The sequence below is a fragment of the Caballeronia sp. LjRoot29 genome (genome assembly GCF_964252755.1).
In the GTDB taxonomy this organism is placed as follows: domain Bacteria; phylum Pseudomonadota; class Gammaproteobacteria; order Burkholderiales; family Burkholderiaceae; genus Caballeronia.
Genome location: NZ_CAXUPU020000003.1, coordinates 87856 through 106931 on the forward strand (window position 1 = coordinate 87856; position 19076 = coordinate 106931).

General features: G+C 59.5%; 20 protein-coding genes and 1 tRNA gene. 13 read left to right on the plus strand and 8 right to left on the minus strand.

Going from position 1 to position 19076, the window contains the following annotated elements:
* Window positions 1–37: 37 nt before the first annotated feature.
* The 3 genes from pheT to ACSQ83_RS04485 all read left to right on the plus strand — a co-directional run bounded on the left by pheT (window position 38) and on the right by ACSQ83_RS04485 (window position 3408).
* Window positions 38–2473 (plus strand): phenylalanine--tRNA ligase subunit beta, encoded by a 2436-nt coding sequence (gene pheT, locus ACSQ83_RS04475; RefSeq protein ID WP_436227337.1) that lies wholly within the window; start codon window positions 38–40, stop codon window positions 2471–2473.
* A 47-nt stretch (window positions 2474–2520) separates the two neighbouring features.
* Window positions 2521–2931: an integration host factor subunit alpha gene (locus ACSQ83_RS04480; RefSeq protein WP_031359001.1), complete on the plus strand. Its 411-nt coding sequence runs from the start codon at window positions 2521–2523 to the stop codon at window positions 2929–2931.
* Window positions 2932–3018: 87 nt separating this feature from the next.
* A complete protein-coding gene (locus tag ACSQ83_RS04485) occupies window positions 3019–3408 on the plus strand; it encodes a MerR family transcriptional regulator (protein WP_414951394.1) in 390 nt (129 codons plus the stop codon).
* A 129-nt stretch (window positions 3409–3537) separates the two neighbouring features.
* On the opposite strand, the gene ACSQ83_RS04490 is transcribed toward ACSQ83_RS04485, so the two are convergent.
* Window positions 3538–3783 carry a hypothetical protein gene (locus ACSQ83_RS04490; RefSeq protein ID WP_414951393.1) on the minus strand — a complete coding sequence of 82 codons (246 nt, stop codon included), beginning with the start codon at window positions 3781–3783 and terminating at the stop codon, window positions 3538–3540.
* A 258-nt stretch (window positions 3784–4041) separates the two neighbouring features.
* Here ACSQ83_RS04490 and ACSQ83_RS04495 point away from each other — a divergent pair, with 258 nt between their 5' ends.
* From ACSQ83_RS04495 to ACSQ83_RS04510, 4 genes are all read left to right on the plus strand, one after another.
* Window positions 4042–5166, plus strand: a complete 1125-nt coding sequence (locus ACSQ83_RS04495; RefSeq protein ID WP_436227338.1) for a Gfo/Idh/MocA family protein — start codon at window positions 4042–4044, stop codon at window positions 5164–5166.
* A gap of 254 nt (window positions 5167–5420) precedes the next feature.
* Window positions 5421–5891 (plus strand): VOC family protein, encoded by a 471-nt coding sequence (locus ACSQ83_RS04500; RefSeq protein ID WP_436227339.1) that lies wholly within the window; start codon window positions 5421–5423, stop codon window positions 5889–5891.
* A 162-nt stretch (window positions 5892–6053) separates the two neighbouring features.
* On the plus strand, window positions 6054–7553 hold the full coding sequence (locus ACSQ83_RS04505; RefSeq protein ID WP_436227340.1) for an MFS transporter: 1500 nt from the start codon (window positions 6054–6056) through the stop codon (window positions 7551–7553).
* Window positions 7554–7694: 141 nt separating this feature from the next.
* Window positions 7695–8021, plus strand: coding sequence for an NIPSNAP family protein (locus ACSQ83_RS04510; protein ID WP_414951389.1), 327 nt, complete (start codon window positions 7695–7697; stop codon window positions 8019–8021).
* Window positions 8022–8156: 135 nt separating this feature from the next.
* On the opposite strand, the gene ACSQ83_RS04515 is transcribed toward ACSQ83_RS04510, so the two are convergent.
* The 7 genes from ACSQ83_RS04515 to ACSQ83_RS04545 form a co-directional block, all read right to left on the minus strand.
* The gene (locus ACSQ83_RS04515; RefSeq protein ID WP_436227341.1) at window positions 8157–8453 is read right to left on the minus strand and encodes a hypothetical protein; all 297 of its coding nucleotides are present in this window, start codon (window positions 8451–8453) and stop codon (window positions 8157–8159) included.
* Between the two features lie 534 nt (window positions 8454–8987).
* Window positions 8988–9329, minus strand: a complete 342-nt coding sequence (locus ACSQ83_RS04520; RefSeq protein WP_436227342.1) for a hypothetical protein — start codon at window positions 9327–9329, stop codon at window positions 8988–8990.
* 607 nt (window positions 9330–9936) lie between these two features.
* Window positions 9937–10013: transfer RNA gene (locus tag ACSQ83_RS04525), tRNA-Pro, on the minus strand.
* Between the two features lie 140 nt (window positions 10014–10153).
* The gene (locus ACSQ83_RS04530) at window positions 10154–10531 is read right to left on the minus strand and encodes a hypothetical protein (RefSeq protein WP_436227343.1); all 378 of its coding nucleotides are present in this window, start codon (window positions 10529–10531) and stop codon (window positions 10154–10156) included.
* A 121-nt stretch (window positions 10532–10652) separates the two neighbouring features.
* A complete protein-coding gene (locus ACSQ83_RS04535; RefSeq protein WP_436227344.1) occupies window positions 10653–11621 on the minus strand; it encodes a LysR family transcriptional regulator in 969 nt (322 codons plus the stop codon).
* 61 nt (window positions 11622–11682) lie between these two features.
* A complete protein-coding gene (locus ACSQ83_RS04540) occupies window positions 11683–12642 on the minus strand; it encodes a LysR family transcriptional regulator (protein WP_436227486.1) in 960 nt (319 codons plus the stop codon).
* A 51-nt stretch (window positions 12643–12693) separates the two neighbouring features.
* Entirely contained in the window at window positions 12694–13509 is an 816-nt protein-coding gene (locus ACSQ83_RS04545; RefSeq protein ID WP_414951382.1) for an IclR family transcriptional regulator, read from the minus strand.
* A 206-nt stretch (window positions 13510–13715) separates the two neighbouring features.
* Here ACSQ83_RS04545 and ACSQ83_RS04550 point away from each other — a divergent pair, with 206 nt between their 5' ends.
* The 6 genes from ACSQ83_RS04550 (at window position 13716) to pcaC (ending at window position 18936) form a co-directional block, all read left to right on the plus strand.
* Window positions 13716–14420, plus strand: a complete 705-nt coding sequence (locus ACSQ83_RS04550; protein ID WP_436227345.1) for a 3-oxoacid CoA-transferase subunit A — start codon at window positions 13716–13718, stop codon at window positions 14418–14420.
* A gap of 70 nt (window positions 14421–14490) precedes the next feature.
* Entirely contained in the window at window positions 14491–15159 is a 669-nt protein-coding gene (locus tag ACSQ83_RS04555; protein WP_436227346.1) for a 3-oxoacid CoA-transferase subunit B, read from the plus strand.
* 13 nt (window positions 15160–15172) lie between these two features.
* Entirely contained in the window at window positions 15173–16375 is a 1203-nt protein-coding gene (gene pcaF / locus ACSQ83_RS04560) for a 3-oxoadipyl-CoA thiolase (protein WP_436227347.1), read from the plus strand.
* Entirely contained in the window at window positions 16375–17760 is a 1386-nt protein-coding gene (locus ACSQ83_RS04565) for a 3-carboxy-cis,cis-muconate cycloisomerase (protein WP_436227348.1), read from the plus strand. Before pcaF ends, ACSQ83_RS04565 begins: the two co-directional genes overlap by 1 nt.
* Complete coding sequence (pcaD, locus tag ACSQ83_RS04570) at window positions 17760–18548, plus strand: 3-oxoadipate enol-lactonase (RefSeq protein WP_436227349.1); 789 nt, start codon at window positions 17760–17762, stop codon at window positions 18546–18548. The genes ACSQ83_RS04565 and pcaD overlap by 1 nt, the downstream gene beginning before the upstream one ends.
* 1 nt (window position 18549) lies before the next feature.
* Window positions 18550–18936: a 4-carboxymuconolactone decarboxylase gene (gene pcaC, locus ACSQ83_RS04575; protein ID WP_414951374.1), complete on the plus strand. Its 387-nt coding sequence runs from the start codon at window positions 18550–18552 to the stop codon at window positions 18934–18936.
* Window positions 18937–19076: the final 140 nt, after the last annotated feature.

Consider the following 19076-nt stretch of genomic DNA (forward strand, 5'->3'; position numbering starts at 1 on the left):
CGACTTATGTCGAACCTCATTTCGAAACTAGACACACATGCAATTCCCGGAATCCTGGCTTAGAACTTTCGTCGATCCGAAGCTCTCGACCGATGAACTCTCGCACGCGCTGACCATGGCGGGTCTCGAGGTGGAAGGGCTCGCGCCCGTGGCGCCGCCGACCACGAAGATCGTCGTCGGGCAGGTGCTGGAAGTGGCGAAGCATCCGAACGCTGACAAGCTCAACGTGTGTCAGGTCGACGCCGGTACCGGCGAGACGCTGACCATTGTGTGCGGCGCGCCGAACGTGTCGCCGGGCATCAAGGTGCCGGTCGCGCTGGTCGGCGCCGAATTGCCGCCGGCGGAAGCGGGCGGTGCACCGTTCGCAATCAAGTTGTCCAAGCTGCGCGGCGTCGAAAGTCAGGGCATGTTGTGTTCGGCGCGCGAATTGAAGCTGTCGGAAGATCACAGCGGTTTGCTGATCCTTCCCGCCGATACCCCGATTGGCCAGGACATTCGCCAGACGCTCAATCTCGACGACACCGTTTTCGAAATCAAGCTCACGCCGAACAAGGCCGATTGTTTGTCGGTATTCGGCGTCGCGCGGGAAACCGCTGCGATCACGGGCGCGCCGTTGCATGCGCTCGAGATGCCGCCGGTTGACGTCACCATTAACGAAGTGCTGCCGGTCAAAGTGTTGGCGCCGGACCTGTGCGGACGCTTTTCAGGCCGCGTGATTCGCGGCGTGAACGCGCACGCGAAAACGCCGCACTGGATAGTCGAACGTCTCGAACGTTCGGGTCAGCGCAGCATCTCTGCGCTCGTCGATATCTCGAATTACGTGATGCTTGAACTCGGCCGCCCGACGCACGTATTCGATCTCGACAAGATCCACGGCGGGATCGAAGTGCGCTGGGGAAAGAAGGGCGAGACGCTCAAGCTGCTGAACGGCAACACCGTGGAACTCGATGAAACCGTCGGCGTGATCGCCGATGACCATCAGGTCGAAAGCCTCGCCGGGATCATGGGCGGTGACAGCACCGCCGTCTCGCTCGAGACGACCAACATTTACCTGGAAGCCGCGTTCTGGTGGCCGGACAGCATTCGCGGCCGCGCGCGCAGGTACAACTTTTCTACGGATGCGGCGCATCGCTTCGAGCGCGGCGTGGATTATTCGACGACCGTTGAGCATATCGAGCGTATTTCCAGGTTGATCCTCGATATTTGCGGCGGTAACGCCGGTCCCGTCGATGACCAGACGCTGAACGTGCCCACGCGCGAACCGGTGAGCATGCGCGTGTCGCGGGCGAACCGGATTATCGGCGTGGCTATTGGCGCTGAGGAAATCGCGCAGATTTTCACGCGTTTAGGCCTCACCTTCACGCGCGAAGGCGACACGTTTGCTGTCACGCCGCCGCCGTATCGGTTCGATATCGAGATTGAAGAAGACCTGATCGAGGAAGTTGCGCGTATTTACGGCTTCGAGAAGATCCCGGCGCGGCCGCCGGTCGCGACGAGCGAAATGCGTCCGACCAACGAAACGAAGCGTTCGATTCACGTGCTGCGCCACGCCGTGGCCGCACGCGATTACGCGGAAACCGTGAACTTCAGTTTCGTCGATGCCGAGTGGGAAGCGGATTTCGCCGGCAACACGAATCCTGTGAAATTGCTGAATCCCATCGCCAGCCAGCTTTCGGTCATGCGCACCACGTTGTTCGGCAGCCTGATCAGCGTGCTGCGTTACAACCTGAACCGGCGCGCAGACCGGATTCGCGTGTTCGAAGCGGGCCGTGTGTTCCTGCACGATCCGGCGATCAAAGCAGGCGAACTGGCTATTGAAGGTTTTGACCAGCCGAAGATGATAGGCGGCCTGGCTTACGGCCCCGCGCTCGAAGAGCAATGGGGAACGAAACCGTTACGCACCGTTGATTTCTTCGATGTGAAAGGCGACGTGGAAGCGCTGTTCGCGCCGGTCGTCCCGCGTTTCGTGAAAGCCGAACATCCGGCGTTGCATCCGGGGCGTAGCGCGCGAATCGAAATTGACGGCCGGGCCGTGGGCTGGATCGGTGATCTGCACCCGCGCTGGATGCAGAAATACGATTTACCGAACGCGCCGGTTTTGTTCGAAATCGACGCTGAAGCGCTGATGCAGCGCGCGTTGCCGGTTCCGTCAGAAGTGCCGAAATTCCCGCCGGTTCGCCGCGATATTGCGATTGTCGTGGACCAGAAAGTGGAAGTGCAGGCGCTTATCGACGAGCTGGAAAGTGCCCGTTCCGAGGCCGCCTGCAAGCATGTCACCAGGGTTGCTTTATTCGACGAATTTCGTCCAAAATCAAGCACTTCCGGTGGGTTGGACGCGCATGAGAAAAGCCTTGCCTTCCGTGTAACGTTGCAAGATACTGGCGGGACGCTTCAGGACGAAACGGTCGAAACGGCCATCAAAACATTGGTGGAACGCTTGGCTCGAGTACATGGCGCGCGATTGCGCGGATAGCCTGCAGTTGGCCCCCTCCGTCTTCATCGTTACGCCATTTTTTCGATATGAACCAAATGAACTCGAGTGATTTCGAAGCCCTTCTTTCGGCGCAACGCAGCGCCATGATCCGAGATGTTCCCACTTCGAACGGTGCGGCAACGGCAGAAACGCCTACGCTGACAAAAGCCGAATTGGCCGAAATGCTATTTGACCATGTCGGGTTGAATAAGCGCGAAGCCAAAGATATGGTGGAAGCATTTTTCGAGGTCATTCGCGACGCGCTTGAAAGCGGCGACAGTGTCAAGCTATCTGGCTTTGGCAACTTTCAGTTACGCGACAAACCGCAACGTCCCGGACGTAATCCAAAAACGGGGGAAGCGATTCCCATCGCGGCGCGTCGTGTTGTCACGTTTCATGCGAGTCAGAAGTTGAAAGCGCTGGTGGAAGCCGGTGCTGAAAACAGTTTCGGCCGCTGAAGTGACGGGCATTTGCCAAGTGCCGCCTCTCCGCTTATTAGCGACATTAGCCCCATTCGCGACATTCACCCTATTGGTTGATTGACGATGGAAAAAGTCGTCCTGCCTCCGATTCCAGCCAAGCGCTACTTCACCATCGGTGAGGTGAGCGAGCTGTGCGGCGTCAAGCCGCATGTGCTGCGCTACTGGGAACAGGAATTCACGCAACTGAGGCCTGTCAAGCGCCGGGGCAATCGCCGCTATTATCAGCATCACGAAGTGCTGCTGATCCGCCGCATTCGTGAATTGCTTTATGAGCAGGGTTTTACAATCAACGGTGCGCGCAATCGTCTCGATTCACATGGTCGCCCGAACGGTTCGGCCGGTGATATCGAAGATCCGCAGGAAGGCGGCGCGGTTCCTCAAGCAAATGTGTCGGTCGATGTCGATCAATTGCGTAAGGAGATTCTGCAAGTGATCGATTTACTGGGCGGTTGACGATTCGTCAGAATCAAGCAGAAACTCAAGCAAAAAGGCGTCGCTGATTTAATCGGCGACGCCTTTTTCATTTTTGATTCGAGCGGGAACGGGTGCGGTTTTACGAGTTTTAAACTTCGCCCGAGGCTGTTATTTTCGAGCGTTGTCGCGCTTGAGTTCCAGGATCGGCAAATCCGGTTCTGACAGCATCGCTTTCAGTACATCGTTCGCAAATTCCTCAACCACCGCATGCCATTCAATAGTGCCAACCGGGAAATCGCCGGGGCATTTTTTCCCCTGCGCTTTCCGGATTGCGCCGACGCTCAGACTCAACGCTCGCGCCCTCTGGAAGGTGGGATCGTTTGAGTCGGCTGGTTGGTTGATTTCGTGGTCCATAGAAGGGCTTTCGGCAGCGGGTAAAAAAACTTTAGGGTGAATCTGGCGAAAATAGGTGAGCGCCGAAACTCGTGGGGAAGTCGTCGCGCGGTCGTCTCGACGTTGTCGAAAACGCGCCGGAGCAAGAGTGTACACAAGCAAAACAGGGGCAGACGAGCGCAAAACGGGGACATAACACATGACGACACGAATCCCCCGATTGCTCCATTCCACGCTCAGCGGGTATCGTGTTTCGAGACAACGAGGAGGGAGTGGAGCATGGCGGAGACATTGGGGGTTGCGATTATCGGCGCTGGCATGATGGGCGAGGTTCACACGCGAGCGATACGGCTGGCTGGCGCGAAGGTGTGCGGAGTCGCGTCGTCGAATAAAAGCCGCGCGGAGCGGGCGGCCGCTCGCTTGGGAATCGAACGGGCTTATGCGTCGGTGGAAGAGGCGATTGCGGACCCTTCTGTATCGGTTATTCACGTTTGCACGCCGAACGCCAGCCACTTTTCGCAAGCCATGGCCGCGCTCGATGCCGGCAAGCATGTCGTCTGCGAGAAGCCGCTGGCAACTCGCGCGAGCGATGCCGAAGCGCTGGCGCTGGCTGCGCGCAAAGCGGGTCGTGTCGCGACGGTTCCGTTCGTCTATCGCTATCACCCGATGGTCCGTGAAGCGCGTGCGCTCGTGCAGGACGGCAGCGTGGGGGCGCTGCAACTGATCCACGGCAGTTATCTGCAGGACTGGCTGCTGGGCGTGGACGATACCAACTGGCGCGTCGATGCAGCGTTGGGTGGTCCATCGCGGGCATTTGCGGATATCGGCTCGCATTGGTGCGACCTGGTGGAATGGATCAGCGGCGAGCGCTTCGATTCAGTTGTGGCGAGCTTGCAGACAACGGTCGCTGAGCGGCCCGCTGGTTCGGTGCAATCGTTTACGTCGGCAGGGAAGGGCGGTCCGACGCAAACGGTGGGCACGGAAGATATCGCTGGCGCCTTGCTGCGTACTAAAACCGGCGTGCTGACTACGCTGACGGTCAGCCAGGTGTCGGCGGGGAGGAAGAACCGGTTGTGGTTCGAAATCGATGGCGCGAAGGCGAGCCTTGTATTCGATCAGGAGGATCCGGAGCGGCTGTGGGTCGGCGAACGCGATTCCACGCGGCTGCTGGTGCGAGATCCGTCGCGAGGAAGCGCGGAGCAGCGTCGCCTGGCGACGCTGCCGGCCGGCCACGCGCAAGGTTATGCGCAATGTTTCGAGGCGTTCGTGGCGGACACTTACGCGGTGATTCGCGGCGAAACGCGCGAAGGTTTGCCGACATTCGACGACGGCTGGCGCTCGGCGCGCATCGTGGATGCGGTGCTGGCATCGTCGAAGGCGAATGGCTGGGAGCAGATCGAATAGCAAAAAAGCCGGGCGCAAGCGCAAATAAGCCATCGAAGCGAGTCTTAAAACGGACTCTCCGCTGTGCGCTGTCAAAGAAATAGCCGGGTCGTTACAGGACAATGGACAGTCGAACCGACGCCTTCGAGCGCATAAAAAAAGTCCGCCCGACGTGTCGATTTGCGGGCCGATCGCACGTCGTGTCGACAGAGGGCGCGTGTTCAGCGCTTTCTCTCAAGTTATTTGGTCAACCTGTTACCTCCAGGAGCAAAGCAATGTCCAATGCAGCTGTCAAACCGATCCCGGAAGGGATGCATACGATCACGCCTCACCTGGTTTGCAAGGGCGCGGCCGACGCCATCGAGTTCTATAAAAAAGCATTCAACGCGGTCGAGCAATCGCGATTGCCCGGTCCCGATGGATCGGTGATGCACGCCATGCTGGGTATTGGCGACTCGACGCTCATGCTTGCCGAGGAGTTCCCGAATTGCGGCCATAGCGGACCGTTGACGCTGAAAGGCTCGCCCGTCACGCTGCATTTGTATGTGAAAGACGTGGATTCCGCTTTTGCGCAAGCCGTCGCAGCCGGTGCAAAGGCCACCATGCCCGTCACCGATATGTTCTGGGGCGACCGCTACGGCCAGATCGAAGACCCGTTCGGCCATCGCTGGTCTCTCGCGACGCATATGCGCGATCTGACCGAAGATGAGATCCGCGAAGGCATGGCCAAGATAATGCCGACGTAATTGTCAGAAGTTTGCTTCAATGATTAGCAGGGCGCCGCGTATTTGAATGTCGAACCTGTCCGCGGCGCCGCCGTCATTCGACAAATAACAAAAATGAATTTGGGATGACGGGCGTACGCCGGTAGCATCGCGCGTTCCGCAGCCTTTGTCATTGCACCTCCCATGTCGATTTCCTTTGCGCCCGAGCGCGCCGTCGCGGCAGTATCCGCGTCCGCCGGCGCCACCGCGCGGCCCGTTATTCGCAGCGCGGCCGATGTCTCGCAACTCGTCAATCGCGGTGCCGCAGTCGGCAGCGACGCGCGCATCGTCATCGCCATCGCACTCGGGGGCGTGTTCCTCGACGCCTACGATCTCGGCGCGCTGGCGTTCGGCGTGAAGGATATCGCCCGCGAGTTTTCGCTGACGCCGGCGGCGACCGGTTTTGTCGCATCAGCTATTACGTTTGGCGCGATCATCGGCGCGTTCCTGGGCGGCTATCTGACCGATAAGATCGGCCGATATCGCGTCTTCATGGCCGATATGTTCTTCTTCGTGGTCGCGGCCATCGCGTGCGGGCTGGCGCCCAATGCCTGGGTACTCGGCGGGGCGCGATTCGTGATGGGACTGGGCGTTGGCATCGACTTGCCGGTCGCGATGGCGTTCCTCGCCGAATTTTCGCGGCTGAACGGACGCGGCAACAAGGCGGCGCGCATCGCGATGTGGTGCCCGACGTGGTATGCCGCCATCAGTGTGTCCTATTTGCTCGTGCTCGCGTTGTATGCGGTCTTGCCGGCGAGCCATTCGGGCTGGCTGTGGCGGCTGACGCTGGGTTTCGGCGCGTTGCCGGCGCTTGTGATCATCGCGATTCGCAGCCGGTATATCAGCGAGTCGCCAGTCTGGGCGGCGAACCAGGGCGATTTGCGTGGCGCGGCGCAGATTTTGAAACGCTCGTATGGCATTGATGTCGAGGTCGATTCGGGCGCACTGCAAAGCGTTAGACAACCTGTGCATAAAGCGGCATGGAGCAACTACGGCGCATTGCTGCGCGGCGTGTATCTGCGACGCACGGTGCTCGCAACGGTCATCGCGGTGGCTTCATCGTTTGCGTACAACGCCGTGGCGTTTGGACTTCCGGTCATCATTTCCAGCTTTCTCGCGCAGTCGATGCTTACCACCATCCTCGCCTCGCTCGCGTTGAACCTGTGTTTTGCGTTCGTGGGCGGATTGATCGCCGTGCGATCGGTGCCGAAAGTCGGCGCGTGGAAGCTGACCGTGCTGGGTTACGCGTTCCAATTGACGGCGTTGATCGGACTGGCGGTCGTCGGCCGTCCCGCGAGTGGCGCGCAAGTCGTGCTGGCAATCGGATTTCTCGCGATTTTCCTGCTGGGGCAGGGCTTTGGTCCGGGTTCGCACAGCATGACGTTTGCGTCGCTCAGTTATCCGACGTCGTTGCGTGGTGTGGGCGTGGGTTTCAACCAGACGCTGATGCGCGCGAGTTCGACTGTTTCGTTGTTCCTGTTTCCCGTCCTTTCGGCGGCACTTGGCACGAAGGTATTCTGGATCATCGCGGTGGCGCCGCTTGCCGGGCTGACCGCGCTGCTGTCAATTCGATGGGAACCCTCGGGTTATGACGTCGACGCCGAGGATTTCGATACAGCCTCCGTCACCGTCAAACAAGCTTGATCCGCGCTTGATGTTAGCTCGCGGCCGGCGATGATCGCTTGGCCGCGAGCGGGCAGCGCCAAACGCGGTACGATTCCCTCATGGCGAATTCCAACCGCAGCGGTTTTGATCGCTGCATTACTTTATGTCCATGAGGAAAAAATGATCGTTGAAATGCGTATTTATCACTGCGCGCCGGGTCGTCTGCCCGCGTTGAACGACCGGTTCACCAACATTACGCTCGACTTCTTCAAGAAATACGGGATCGAACCGATCGGCTTTTGGACCACGCTGGCCGGTCCGAGCAACCACGCGTTGACCTATCTGCTGAAATGGGAAAGCCTGGCTGAGCGCGAAACCAAGTGGAACGCGTTCCAGGCCGATGCCGAATGGATCGCGAAGCGTGCGGAAACGGAGGCGAAGCAGCCTATTGTCGAGCGGATTGAAAACCACTTTCTGTCGCCGACGGCTTATTCCGCTTTGCGTTGATGGCTTGAGGCATTTTTAGGCGCTAAATGTAGCAACACGCCCGGTTGTCGGATTCGATAACCGGGCGTTTTCGCGCCCGGCATAGGCGGCGCGCTTGACGCCCGATTTCAGAGCGCTGATTTATAACGCCGCGATTCAGGCGGCACGCGCCGAGAGAGTGCTTTCCGCCTTCGATGTACCCCGAGCGATCCGGCGTCGCGGCGATGCGGACTGCTCGATTTCCGGCAGGCATCCGTGTCTTTGAAAGTAGCCGGTCAGTTCGGCGGTCACCCGATAATCGCGTTGATTGAACCACTCTTTCAACGCATCCAGAAACGCTTCGACAGATTTGTCGCCGTAGTCTTTCCTGACTTCAGCGATAGCTTCGGCAAGTGCGTTGTTACGCTGTGATTCGGACAACGTGCTCGCAATATGCGAAGCGCTTCTCGACACGATCATTGCGTGAACGGAACACGTCTTTGTGTCGAAAGTGGCTTTGATATTTCGTGTCCGGCTTTGTTGACTGGCTCTCATGTGTGTGACCCCGGTTTCAGCAGAGCAGCGGCGGCGAGAACAATCCGCGCCTGGCTGGTTAATTTTTATAGTTGTTGGATGCAGTGTGTTCAGACGGGTAATTTTGTCTCCGCGGCGCCCCGGCTGAACAGGTTATAGATGCCGCTTCGTCACGATGCGGTCATCCCCGGTCTATACGCTGCGGTGGCAGAATCGGATGCGTGCAGTGCAACAAAATTCGCTTTTTACGATGATTATTTTTCCCGCCGCCGGTGTCATTGAATGCTTAAAGCCATATGCGGTGGATACGCAAACGTTTGACGCGATACTGGCATTGGGTCAGATCGGAAGTCACTTCGCACGGTAAGTAATTGCTTTGCCCTCGAGGCAAAATCACGCAGATTGATTCGGATACCTGTGTAAAAAAGAGGCCGATTTGGCAGGTCGTGTGCGGGTCGACCTGCGTGAAGTCTCTTAGCGTAGCGGTATCAACAGGATCGTAACTACCTCGCCCGCCGCGGCAATTGCGACCGCAGATTCGACCGGGTTCGTATTGAGGAACGTCCAAAAACCGACATCGTCTCTGAACTGATTCCACGTCCCAAAGAAACCCAGTGACAGGATCAGTCCGAAGAGCAGACTGAATGCGATTGCCGCGGACAGCCACTTGTTGTGATCGAGACTATGCGGTGAAAACGCGAACGCGCTTAGACAGAGCAATTGCACGGCAAGAACCACCAATAGCCCTGGATGGTATTGGACACCTCTGTACGTAAACGGCCGCGACATGCGAAAGCGTTCATATCTATTTCCCATGGTCCGTCCTCCCCGAACCATAAAAGTGTACGTGATCTATCGCTACGAGGGTTCCGCGTCGTTGGGACTCGCCTTAACCTTTTGAGCGCGCAAAAAACCTTGGTTAAAAGGTCCGTTATTACCGTTTCCATCGCCCGAAATCGTACTTGAGCTAAAGTTTTTCCGATTCCTGTCGTCATACAGAGCGCTACCTATTAGACCGGAGACCTCAATGAAGTCGGTAAGCGCAGAAATCGACATGGTGGAAAAGACGCTGAATGAGCTCGTTCGACGTCCACGTTTGATTCGAAGCAGCTATTGGTCTACGCATATAGAGGGGCTTCAAGCGCGCCCCGGACTTCGGGTTCAGGACAAATTGCGGCTAGCCGCTCTGCATGAGTTGATCAGCGGTGTGGCGCCAATGGGCGGGATCTCCCGTGATGTGCGAGTCGACGTTTTGATTGCGAGTTGAGCTGGGATCGACGCCCTGTCTGTGAGCTGAATCGACGTACTTCGATTCAACCGTTCGCACGCACTCCGTCTGAGTGGGAGCGTGCACGAATGCATGAAGCAAAGAAAAAAGGACTTAGCCCGTGAGAGCTAAGTCCTTGTTTTCATACTGCTGTCTTGGTCGGGGCGACAAGATTTGAACTTGCGACCCCCTGCACCCCATGCAGGTACGCTACCAGGCTGCGCTACGCCCCGAAAGAAGGACGAGTATATCAGAGACTCTTAAGTTTTAGAACCTGGAGAGCATCTTCGAAGCAAAAGCCCGTCAGTTTCACTCTTACATCGCGCAAATGACGTTCATTCCGCCAGCGCGCGGCACGCCGAAGTTCGCAACCTCAATACCGCAACTCGGACTGCGTGTAATCAGAGGTATGAATAGTCACCGATGGCTCGACCGCACTCCGGTTCCTCGCGCGAAACCTTAGCGCCATCACAGCCGCAACCACGCACGGAATGGCGTAAGCCACTGCGCGCTCGCCACAAGCGGACAACGACGACAGATCGATATATCGCTCACGATCGGTCGTGGTGGCTGAAGCAAAAATGAAAGTCAGAGTGAAATCCAGCAGCATCGCCAGGCAGCAAAAGCCAATGAAAATCAGCGCGCCGTTAAACACGGGGGCGCGACGCCCGGTGTTCAGCGTGTTGGATACAAACACAAACGCCCCCAACAGCAGGAAATTGAGGATCAACGGAAACCAGGGGAAATTCATCACACGCCGCTTGGTAGTCTTGTTAGTGGAAGGAGCAGGGCCATCGGTGGTCGATTTCGGAGAGTCGAACAAGCGAATCGGCGCGATCTTCACACGAGCGGTAATGTGATTTGAATACGATTTATCCTAGTTTTCCAGGCGCGGGCGAAGATACCCGCGAGCGCGGCGGGGCTATTGGACGCGGCATGGAGCCATCGACGGAATCATCGGCGGCGAGTGCTGTCGAGATGAAATCGATGAAGGTACGCACCTTGGTCGTCATGTATTTGCGGCTCGTGTAGACGGCGTACACGCGCGGTGCGAACGTCGTGTAATCGGGGAAAAGACGCGTCAGCGCGCCTGATGCCAACTCCTGCGCAACGATCCATTCGGGGAAGTAGGCAAGTCCAATTCCAGCGCGCACGAGCTGCAGCATCATGGAACTGTCGTTGGTCTTGAGCACGGCGCTGTTCTTCACCGCGAAAACACCATCCGGTCCGGAAAACTCAACCGTCTCCACGCTGGTGTAAGTCGGCAGCACGATTTCGTGGCGTTCGCCGAGTTCGCTGGGATGCCGCGGATATCCGCGCTGCTTCAGATAATCCGGCGATCCCACCAGCACGAACGGCACTCTGCAGAGCGGTCGCACGATCATCGTAGGCGACGGTTCCGACGTCGCACGCAACGCCATGTCATAGCCTTCTTCCACCAGATCGACGAAGCGGTTTTCCAGTCGCAGATCGATCAGTACTTCCGGATAACGGGCCCGATACGCAACCAGGATATCGGCGAACTTCGCGGTCGCAAACCAGCCCGGCGCCGTGATCTTGAGTACGCCGCGCGGTTGATCGGTTTGTGACCCGACTGCGGCTTCAGCGGCCTGCAGGATATCCAGCGCTTCCCGGCACTGCTCGTAATAAACACTGCCAGCTTCCGTCAGGCTCAGATGACGCGTGGTCCTGTTCAGCAGGCGAACACCCAGTTGCCGTTCGAGATTGGCAACGTGCTTGCTGGTCATCGCTGTGGAGATATCGAGCCGCTCGGCGGCTTTGACAAAGCTGCCAGCTTCTACAACATCGCGGAACACTCGCAGACTAGTTAATGCGTCCATGACTCGGCATCCATATCTCAGCGTCCATGACACTTTCCTGATAGGAAAGAAAGTGCTCAGTTTACCGGCGTTTATCTTCGCGCTTCGATTGTTCGGGGCGTTTGGGCCACTCGTCGAGTTCATCGTTGAAAAGCGACGCGACCACGCCGCGTAGCCACAGGATTCGCGGATCGTTGTGAAACTTACGATGCCAGTGCTGCTTCAGATCGAAGTTCGGCAAGGGCAGCGGCGGTTCGGCCAGCGTAATGGCCGCATGTTCAGCCGCGTACGCATAGCCGATGGCATGCGGCACCGTGGCGATCAAGTCAGTGCGCGACAGAATAAACGGCAAGGACATGAAGTGCGGCGTCTCGAGCACGGCGCGGCGGCGGATGCGTTTCTTCTCCAGGAAATTTTCCAGGACTTCCTGGCTTCGGCCCTCGGCGCGCACGACCGCGTGGCCGCATTCAACATATTGCTCAAGGGTCAGCGGGCCGCGCGAATAGGGGTGATCGCGTCGCATCAGACAGATGAAGCGATGCGAAAAGAGCCGCTGCTGGAAGAAGTTGTTGCCGGCGAGATCGGGGAAATAGCCAATGGCCAGATCGATGTCACCGCTTTCCAGAGCGCGTTCGACCTGATCGTGTTTCAGCGATACCGACCGCAGGTTTGCCCGTGGCGCGACGCTGGCGAGCGTCTGCAACAGGCGCGGCAAGAACACGATTTCGCCGACATCGGATAGCGCGATGGCGAAGGTATCGGTGGTGAGGGCGGGATCGAAGTGCTGCGTGTCGAGCAAGCCGCGTTCGATCCGGTTCAGCGCCTCGCGTGCCGCGGGCACCAGTGCGAGGGCGCGCGGCGTCGGTTCCATGCCGCGCGATGTCCGGACGAACAACGGATCGTTGAAATACTCGCGCAAGCGGCCAAGCGCCGTGCTGACACGCGGCTGGCTCACGCCAAGCCGCTCGGCCGCGCGGCTCACGTTGCGTGTCTCCTCGATCGCGACGAGATACGGGATCAGGTTCAGATCGAGTTCGTGCAGCGCGAGGTCACCGGGTTTCATCGGCATGATCTGATCGGCCTCCGCCGGGGCTTAGCCACGTCTCGCGACCATCTCGGAGACACGCTGGGCCGCGTCCAGCAGTGGATCGAGGAATGCCTTCACCATCTGCTTCGCGTTCTTGCGCTGCGCGTTGCCACTGATGTTGAGCGCCGCGATCACGCGTCCCTGCCGGTCGCGGATGGGCGCGGACATCGAAATCAGGCCTTCTTCCAGTTCCTGGTCGACGATCGACCAGCCTTGCTTGCGCACCACCGCCAGCGCGGCTTTCAGCGCGGTTTTATCGGTGAGCGTGCGCGGCGTGCGGGCTTCCAGCGGACTAGCATCGAGTACGGCATCGAGTTTGTCTTCGTCGAGCGCGGCGAGCAGCACGCGTCCGAGCGACGTGCAGAACGCCGGCAACCGGCTGCCGATAGACAAGTTGATCGTGATGATCTTATGCGTAGGCACGCGCAACACGTACACGATCTCGGTGCCGTTCAACACGGCTGCCGAACAGCTCTCATGCACCTGGCCCACCAGCTCTTCCATCACAGGTTCAGCAAGATTCCAGAACGGCATCGACGTCAGATAGGCAAAACCCAGGTCGAGGATTTTCGCCGTCAGCGTGAAATACCGCCCGTCGGCGTCGACGTAACCAAGCGCCTGGAGCGTCAGCAGAATGCGCCGCGCGCCGGCGCGCGTCAGCCCCGACGCGGCGGCGACCTCCGACAAGGTCTGCGCCGGGCGCGTAGCATCGAAGGAGCGAATCACCGATAAACCGCGCGCGAACGATTGCACATAAGCATCGCCGGGCCGCGAAGGAGATTCTGGATCAGGTAGATCGGCTTCAGCAGGGGACGTGGTCATCGCTGTCTGGTCCTTTTGGTCCTGTCCATCAGGCAAATTGCCAATGCATCGGTACAAACCCGAGGTTCATTGACAGCGCAACGAATGCGGGAATACCATACGTTTGTTCGCTAAACGAATCCATGTTCGCACAGCGAACTTAAAAATGCAAGCAATGCCGGTCGGAATCAAATCACCCGGCGCGCTTTGATTAAGGAAGACACGGCATGATCAACAAGATTTTCGACTCACTGAGTTCAGCGGTGAAGGACGTTCAGGACGGCGCGACCGTGATGATCGGTGGATTCGGCACGGCGGGCATGCCGTCAGAACTCATCGATGCGCTGATCGAGCAGGGCGCGCGCGAACTGACTATCGTGAACAACAACGCGGGCAATGGCGAGACCGGCCTCGCGGCGCTGTTAAAAGCGAAGCGCGTGCGCAAGATCATCTGTTCGTTCCCGCGCCAGAGCGATTCGCAAGTGTTCGACGGTTTGTATCGCGCGGGCGAACTCGAACTTGAACTCGTGCCGCAAGGCAATCTCGCAGAACGCATTCGCGCGGCGGGTGCGGGTATCGGCGGATTTTTCACGCCTACGGCCTACGGCACGAAGCTGGCTGAAGGCAAGGAAACGCGTTTTATCGATGGCCGCCATTACGTGCTTGAAGCGCCGCTGCACGCCGATTTTGCGCTGATCAAGGCGTTCAAGGGCGACCGCTGGGGCAATCTCGTGTATCGCAAGACGGCGCGTAACTTCGGGCCGATCATGGCAATGGCCGCCAAAACGGCCATCGTGCAGGTTTCGCAAGTCGTGCCGCTCGGCGCGCTGGATCCGGAAGACATCGTAACGCCGGGTATCTTCGTGCAGCGCGTGATCGAGGTGCCGCAAGCGGTGCACGCGGCAGCGCTGGCGGCGGATAAAGCGGCTTGAGCAAGAGCTGCTTGAGCGGAAGCCTCTTAGCCCGGCAGCAATAACGAATGCATCAAGCAAGGACATCGATATGAAAAAACTGACTCGTGACGAAATGGCGAAACGTGTCGCCCGTGACATTCAGGAAGGCGCGTATGTGAACCTGGGTATCGGCGCGCCGACGCTCGTCGCCAACCATCTCGCGGCGGATCGCGAAATCTTCCTGCACAGCGAAAACGGTCTGCTCGGCATGGGGCCGGCGCCGCAGAAGGGCACGGAAGACGACGAACTTATCAACGCCGGCAAACAACACGTGACGCTGCTCACCGGCGGCGCGTATTTCCACCACGCCGATTCGTTCGCGATGATGCGCGGCGGCCACCTCGATATCTGCGTGCTCGGCGCGTTCCAGGTGTCCGCGAAGGGTGACCTCGCCAACTGGCATACCGGCGCGCCCGATGCCATTCCCGCTGTCGGCGGCGCGATGGATCTGGCGATCGGCGCGAAGAAGGTCTACGTGATGATGGAACTGCTCACGAAGCAAGGCGAAAGCAAGCTGGTGCCCGAGTGTTCGTATCCGGTGACAGGCGTGAATTGCGTGAATCGCGTGTACACGGATCACGGCGTGTTCGACGTGACGCCGAACGGGTTCGTGGTGCGGGAGATTATCGAAGGCTTGTCGTTCGACGAACTGCAGAAACTGGCGCAAGTGCCGCTGACGTTTGAACCGCTCGAAGCGGCTAACACGCTCGACGCGTAATCAGGAGAAGTGCATGAAAGAAGCCTTTATTTGCGACGCGATTCGCACACCGGTCGGCCGTTACGGCGGCGCGTTGTCCTCAGTTCGTGCCGATGACCTCGGCGCCGTGCCGCTGCGCGCGTTGATGGAACGCAACAAGGACGTGGACTGGAACGCCGTCGATGACCTGATCTTCGGCTGCGCGAACCAGGCGGGCGAAGACAACCGCAACGTCGCGCGCATGTCGGCTTTGTTGGCCGGTTTGCCTGAAGGCATTCCCGGCTCGACGATCAACCGTTTGTGCGGATCGGGCATGGATGCAATCGGCGTGGCTGCACGGGCGATCAAGTCGGGCGAAGCGGCGCTGATGATCGCGGGCGGCGTGGAAAGCATGAGCCGCGCGCCATTCGTGCAGGGCAAGGCGACCACGGCGTTCTCGCGTCAGGCAGAGATCTTCGACACCACCATCGGCTGGCGATTCGTCAATCCGCTGATGAAGAAGATGTATGGCGTGGATTCGATGCCGGAAACGGCCGAAAACGTCGCGACCGACTACAAGGTGAGCCGCGAGGACCAGGATGCGTTTGCTGTGCGCAGCCAGCAGAAAGCATCGCGCGCGCAGAAGGACGGAACGCTCGCGCAGGAGATCGTGCCGGTTTCCATCGCGCAGAAAAAGGGCGATCCGGTGCTGGTCTCGCTGGACGAACATCCGCGCGAAACGAGCATGGAAGCGCTCGCGAGACTGAAGGGCGTCGTGCGTCCCGATGGCACGGTGACGGCAGGCAATGCGTCGGGCGTGAACGATGGCGCGGCGGCTTTGCTTATCGCCGATGAAGACAGCGCCAAGCGCTTCGGTCTCGTGCCGCGTGCGCGCGTGTTGGGCATTGCGACTGCTGGCGTGCCGCCGCGCGTGATGGGCATTGGCCCGGCGCCCGCGTCGCAGAAGCTGATGAAGCGCCTGGGCATGACCATCGATCAATTCGATGTGATCGAGCTGAACGAGGCGTTTGCATCGCAAGGTTTGGCTGTACTGCGCATGCTCGGCATTGCCGACGACGATCCACGCGTCAATCCGAACGGCGGCGCAATCGCGCTTGGTCATCCGCTCGGCATGAGCGGTGCACGCCTGGTGACGACCGCGATGTATCAGCTGCATCGGACCGGTGGACGCTTTGCGCTGTGCACGATGTGTATTGGCGTGGGTCAGGGCATTGCGATCGCTATCGAGCGTGTGTGATGTCTGAGCCGACATTTGCGGCGTCGGGACGGCTGACGGACCTGATCTGCGGCACGCGCGAGATGAACGCCGTGTGGTCCGCGCGTCAGACCGTCCAGTCGATGCTGGATGTGGAGGCGGCGCTTGCGCGGGCATCGGCTGAACATGGCGTGATTCCTTCTAGTGCAGTGGCGGCGATCGTGGCCGCTTGCAACGCCGATCTGATCGATGCTGACGCGTTGATGGCCGGCGCTGCGTCTGGCGGCAATCTCGCCATTCCGCTGGTGAAGCTGCTGACCGCGGCGGTCAAGCTTGAAGATGCCGATGCCGCCAAGTACGTGCATTGGGGCGCGACGAGCCAGGACATTATCGATACCGGTACTGTCTTGCAACTGCGCGCCACGTTCGATTTGCTGGAAGCGGGTTTGCATGACGCTTGCGACGCGCTCGCGCTTCAGGCGCAGACATATCGGACGACGCCGGCGATCGGCAGGACCTGGCTTCAGCAGGCGTTGCCGGTCACGCTCGGCCTTAAATTCGCCCAATGGCTCGACGCGTTGACGCGGCATCGCGAGCGTGTTGCGCAGTGCCGTTCGCGGGCGCTGGCGTTGCAGTTCGGCGGTGCGGCGGGCACGTTGGCGAGCCTGAGGGACAAGGCGCCGCCGGTCGCCCAATCGCTTGCCGATGACCTCGGCTTGCAACTTCCCGCGCTGCCGTGGCATACCCAGCGGGATCGCATCGCGGAAGCGGCGGCATGTTTCGGGATGCTGATCGGGACGCTCGGAAAAATCGCCCGCGACATATCGCTGCAGATGCAAACGGAAGTCGGCGAACTGGCCGAGCCGGCCGCAGCGGGCAAGGGCGGTTCATCCACGATGCCGCATAAGCGCAACCCCGTGGGCTGCGCTGCTGTTTTAACAGCCGCCATGCGCGCGCCGAATCTGGTCGCAACTGTGTTCAGCGGCATGGTCCAGGAACATGAACGCGCGCTCGGGGGCTGGCAGGCCGAATGGGAAGCGCTGCCAGATCTTGCCCGCCTGACGGGCGGTGCGCTCGCGCAGATCACGGCGATTGTTTCGAACATCGAAGTAAATTGCGGGCGTCTCGCAGCCAACCTGGATCTGACGCACGGACTGATTCTCGGCGAAGCGGTGATGCTCGCGCTCGGTGATCGAATTGGCAGGCTCGACGCGCACACGCTCGTCGAACATGCATCGAAAGAAGCCGTGGCAACCGGCGCAACGCTTTACGACGTGCTCTCGAACGACGCACGCGTCACGCAACATCTCTCGCTTGTTCAACTGCAAGCCTTGCTCGACCCGGCCAACTACGTGGGCCAGGCGCACGCTTTTGTCGATGCCGCGCTGCGTTTGCATCGAGTCCCTTCCTCCAGGAGTTTTTCGTAATGCCTTTTGCCGCCGTCAACGGTATTCAACTTTTTTATCGCATCGATGCCACCGCCGGCAGCGATGCACCCTGGCTCGTGTTGTCGAATTCGCTCGGCGCCGATGCCTCGATGTGGACGCCGCAAGTCGAAACGCTCGCGGCGAAATATCGCGTGTTGCGTTACGACACGCGCGGTCATGGCCGATCGGACGTGCCCAAGGGGCCGTACACGCTGAGCCAGCTCGTCGGCGACGTGATCGGTTTGCTCGACGCACTCGGTGTCAAGCGCGCGCACTATTGCGGGCTGTCGATGGGCGGGCTGACCGGCATCGCGCTCGCTGCACGCCACCCGGAGCGCTTCGAACGCGTGGTCTTGTCGAATACGGCGGCGCTGATCGGCTCGGACGCAATCTGGACGCCGCGGGCCGCCAAAGCCCGCGAGGAGGGTGGCATGCCGGCATTGGCCGACGCCGTTCTGTCGCGCTGGTTCACGGCTGGCTTCATGGCCGCGCAGCCGCTTGTCATGTCGGGCATTCGTGATGTGTTCCGTCACACCTCCGGCGAAGGTTACGCATCGAATTGCGAAGCGATCCGGGATGCCGATGCACGCGAAGAAGCGAAGACCATCAAGGCGCCGGTGCTGGTTATTTCGGGCACGCATGACCAGTCCACGACCGCTGCGCAAGGGCGCGAACTGGCCGGATATATCGAAGACTCACGTTACGTCGAACTCGATGCCGCGCACTTGTCGAACATCGAGCAAGCGGACGTTTACACGAAAACGCTGCTTGAGTTCCTGGGTGCCTGACATGACTGAAGACGAACGTTACGAAGCGGGATTGAACGTACGCCGCGAGGTGCTTGGCGATGCGCATGTCACGCGCTCGCTCGAGAACCGCACGGATCTCACGACCGAATTCCAGAACCTGATTACGCGCTACGCATGGGGCGACATCTGGACACGTCCCGGTTTGCCGCGCCATACCCGCAGCCTCTTGACCATTTCGATGATGGTCGCGCTCAACCGCAGCGAAGAACTCGCGCTGCATTTGCGGGCGGCAAAAAACAACGGCGTCACACGCGACGAGATCAAAGAGGTGCTGCTGCAGACAGCGATTTATTGCGGTGTTCCGGCAGCGAATTCGGCGTTTCATCTGGCACAAAAAATCTTTGACGAGGACGATCGCGCGGCGTAGCGATCGTCCCGACGGACAAACGAAATTCAGGAGCAAGGCGGAGACAAGCATGGGCTCGCTGAGCGCCATGCTCAATGTGTGACGGTTCATAAGACGATGGTTGGGTGTTGTTTGATCAGGACGGCGGCGTGGTGAACCAC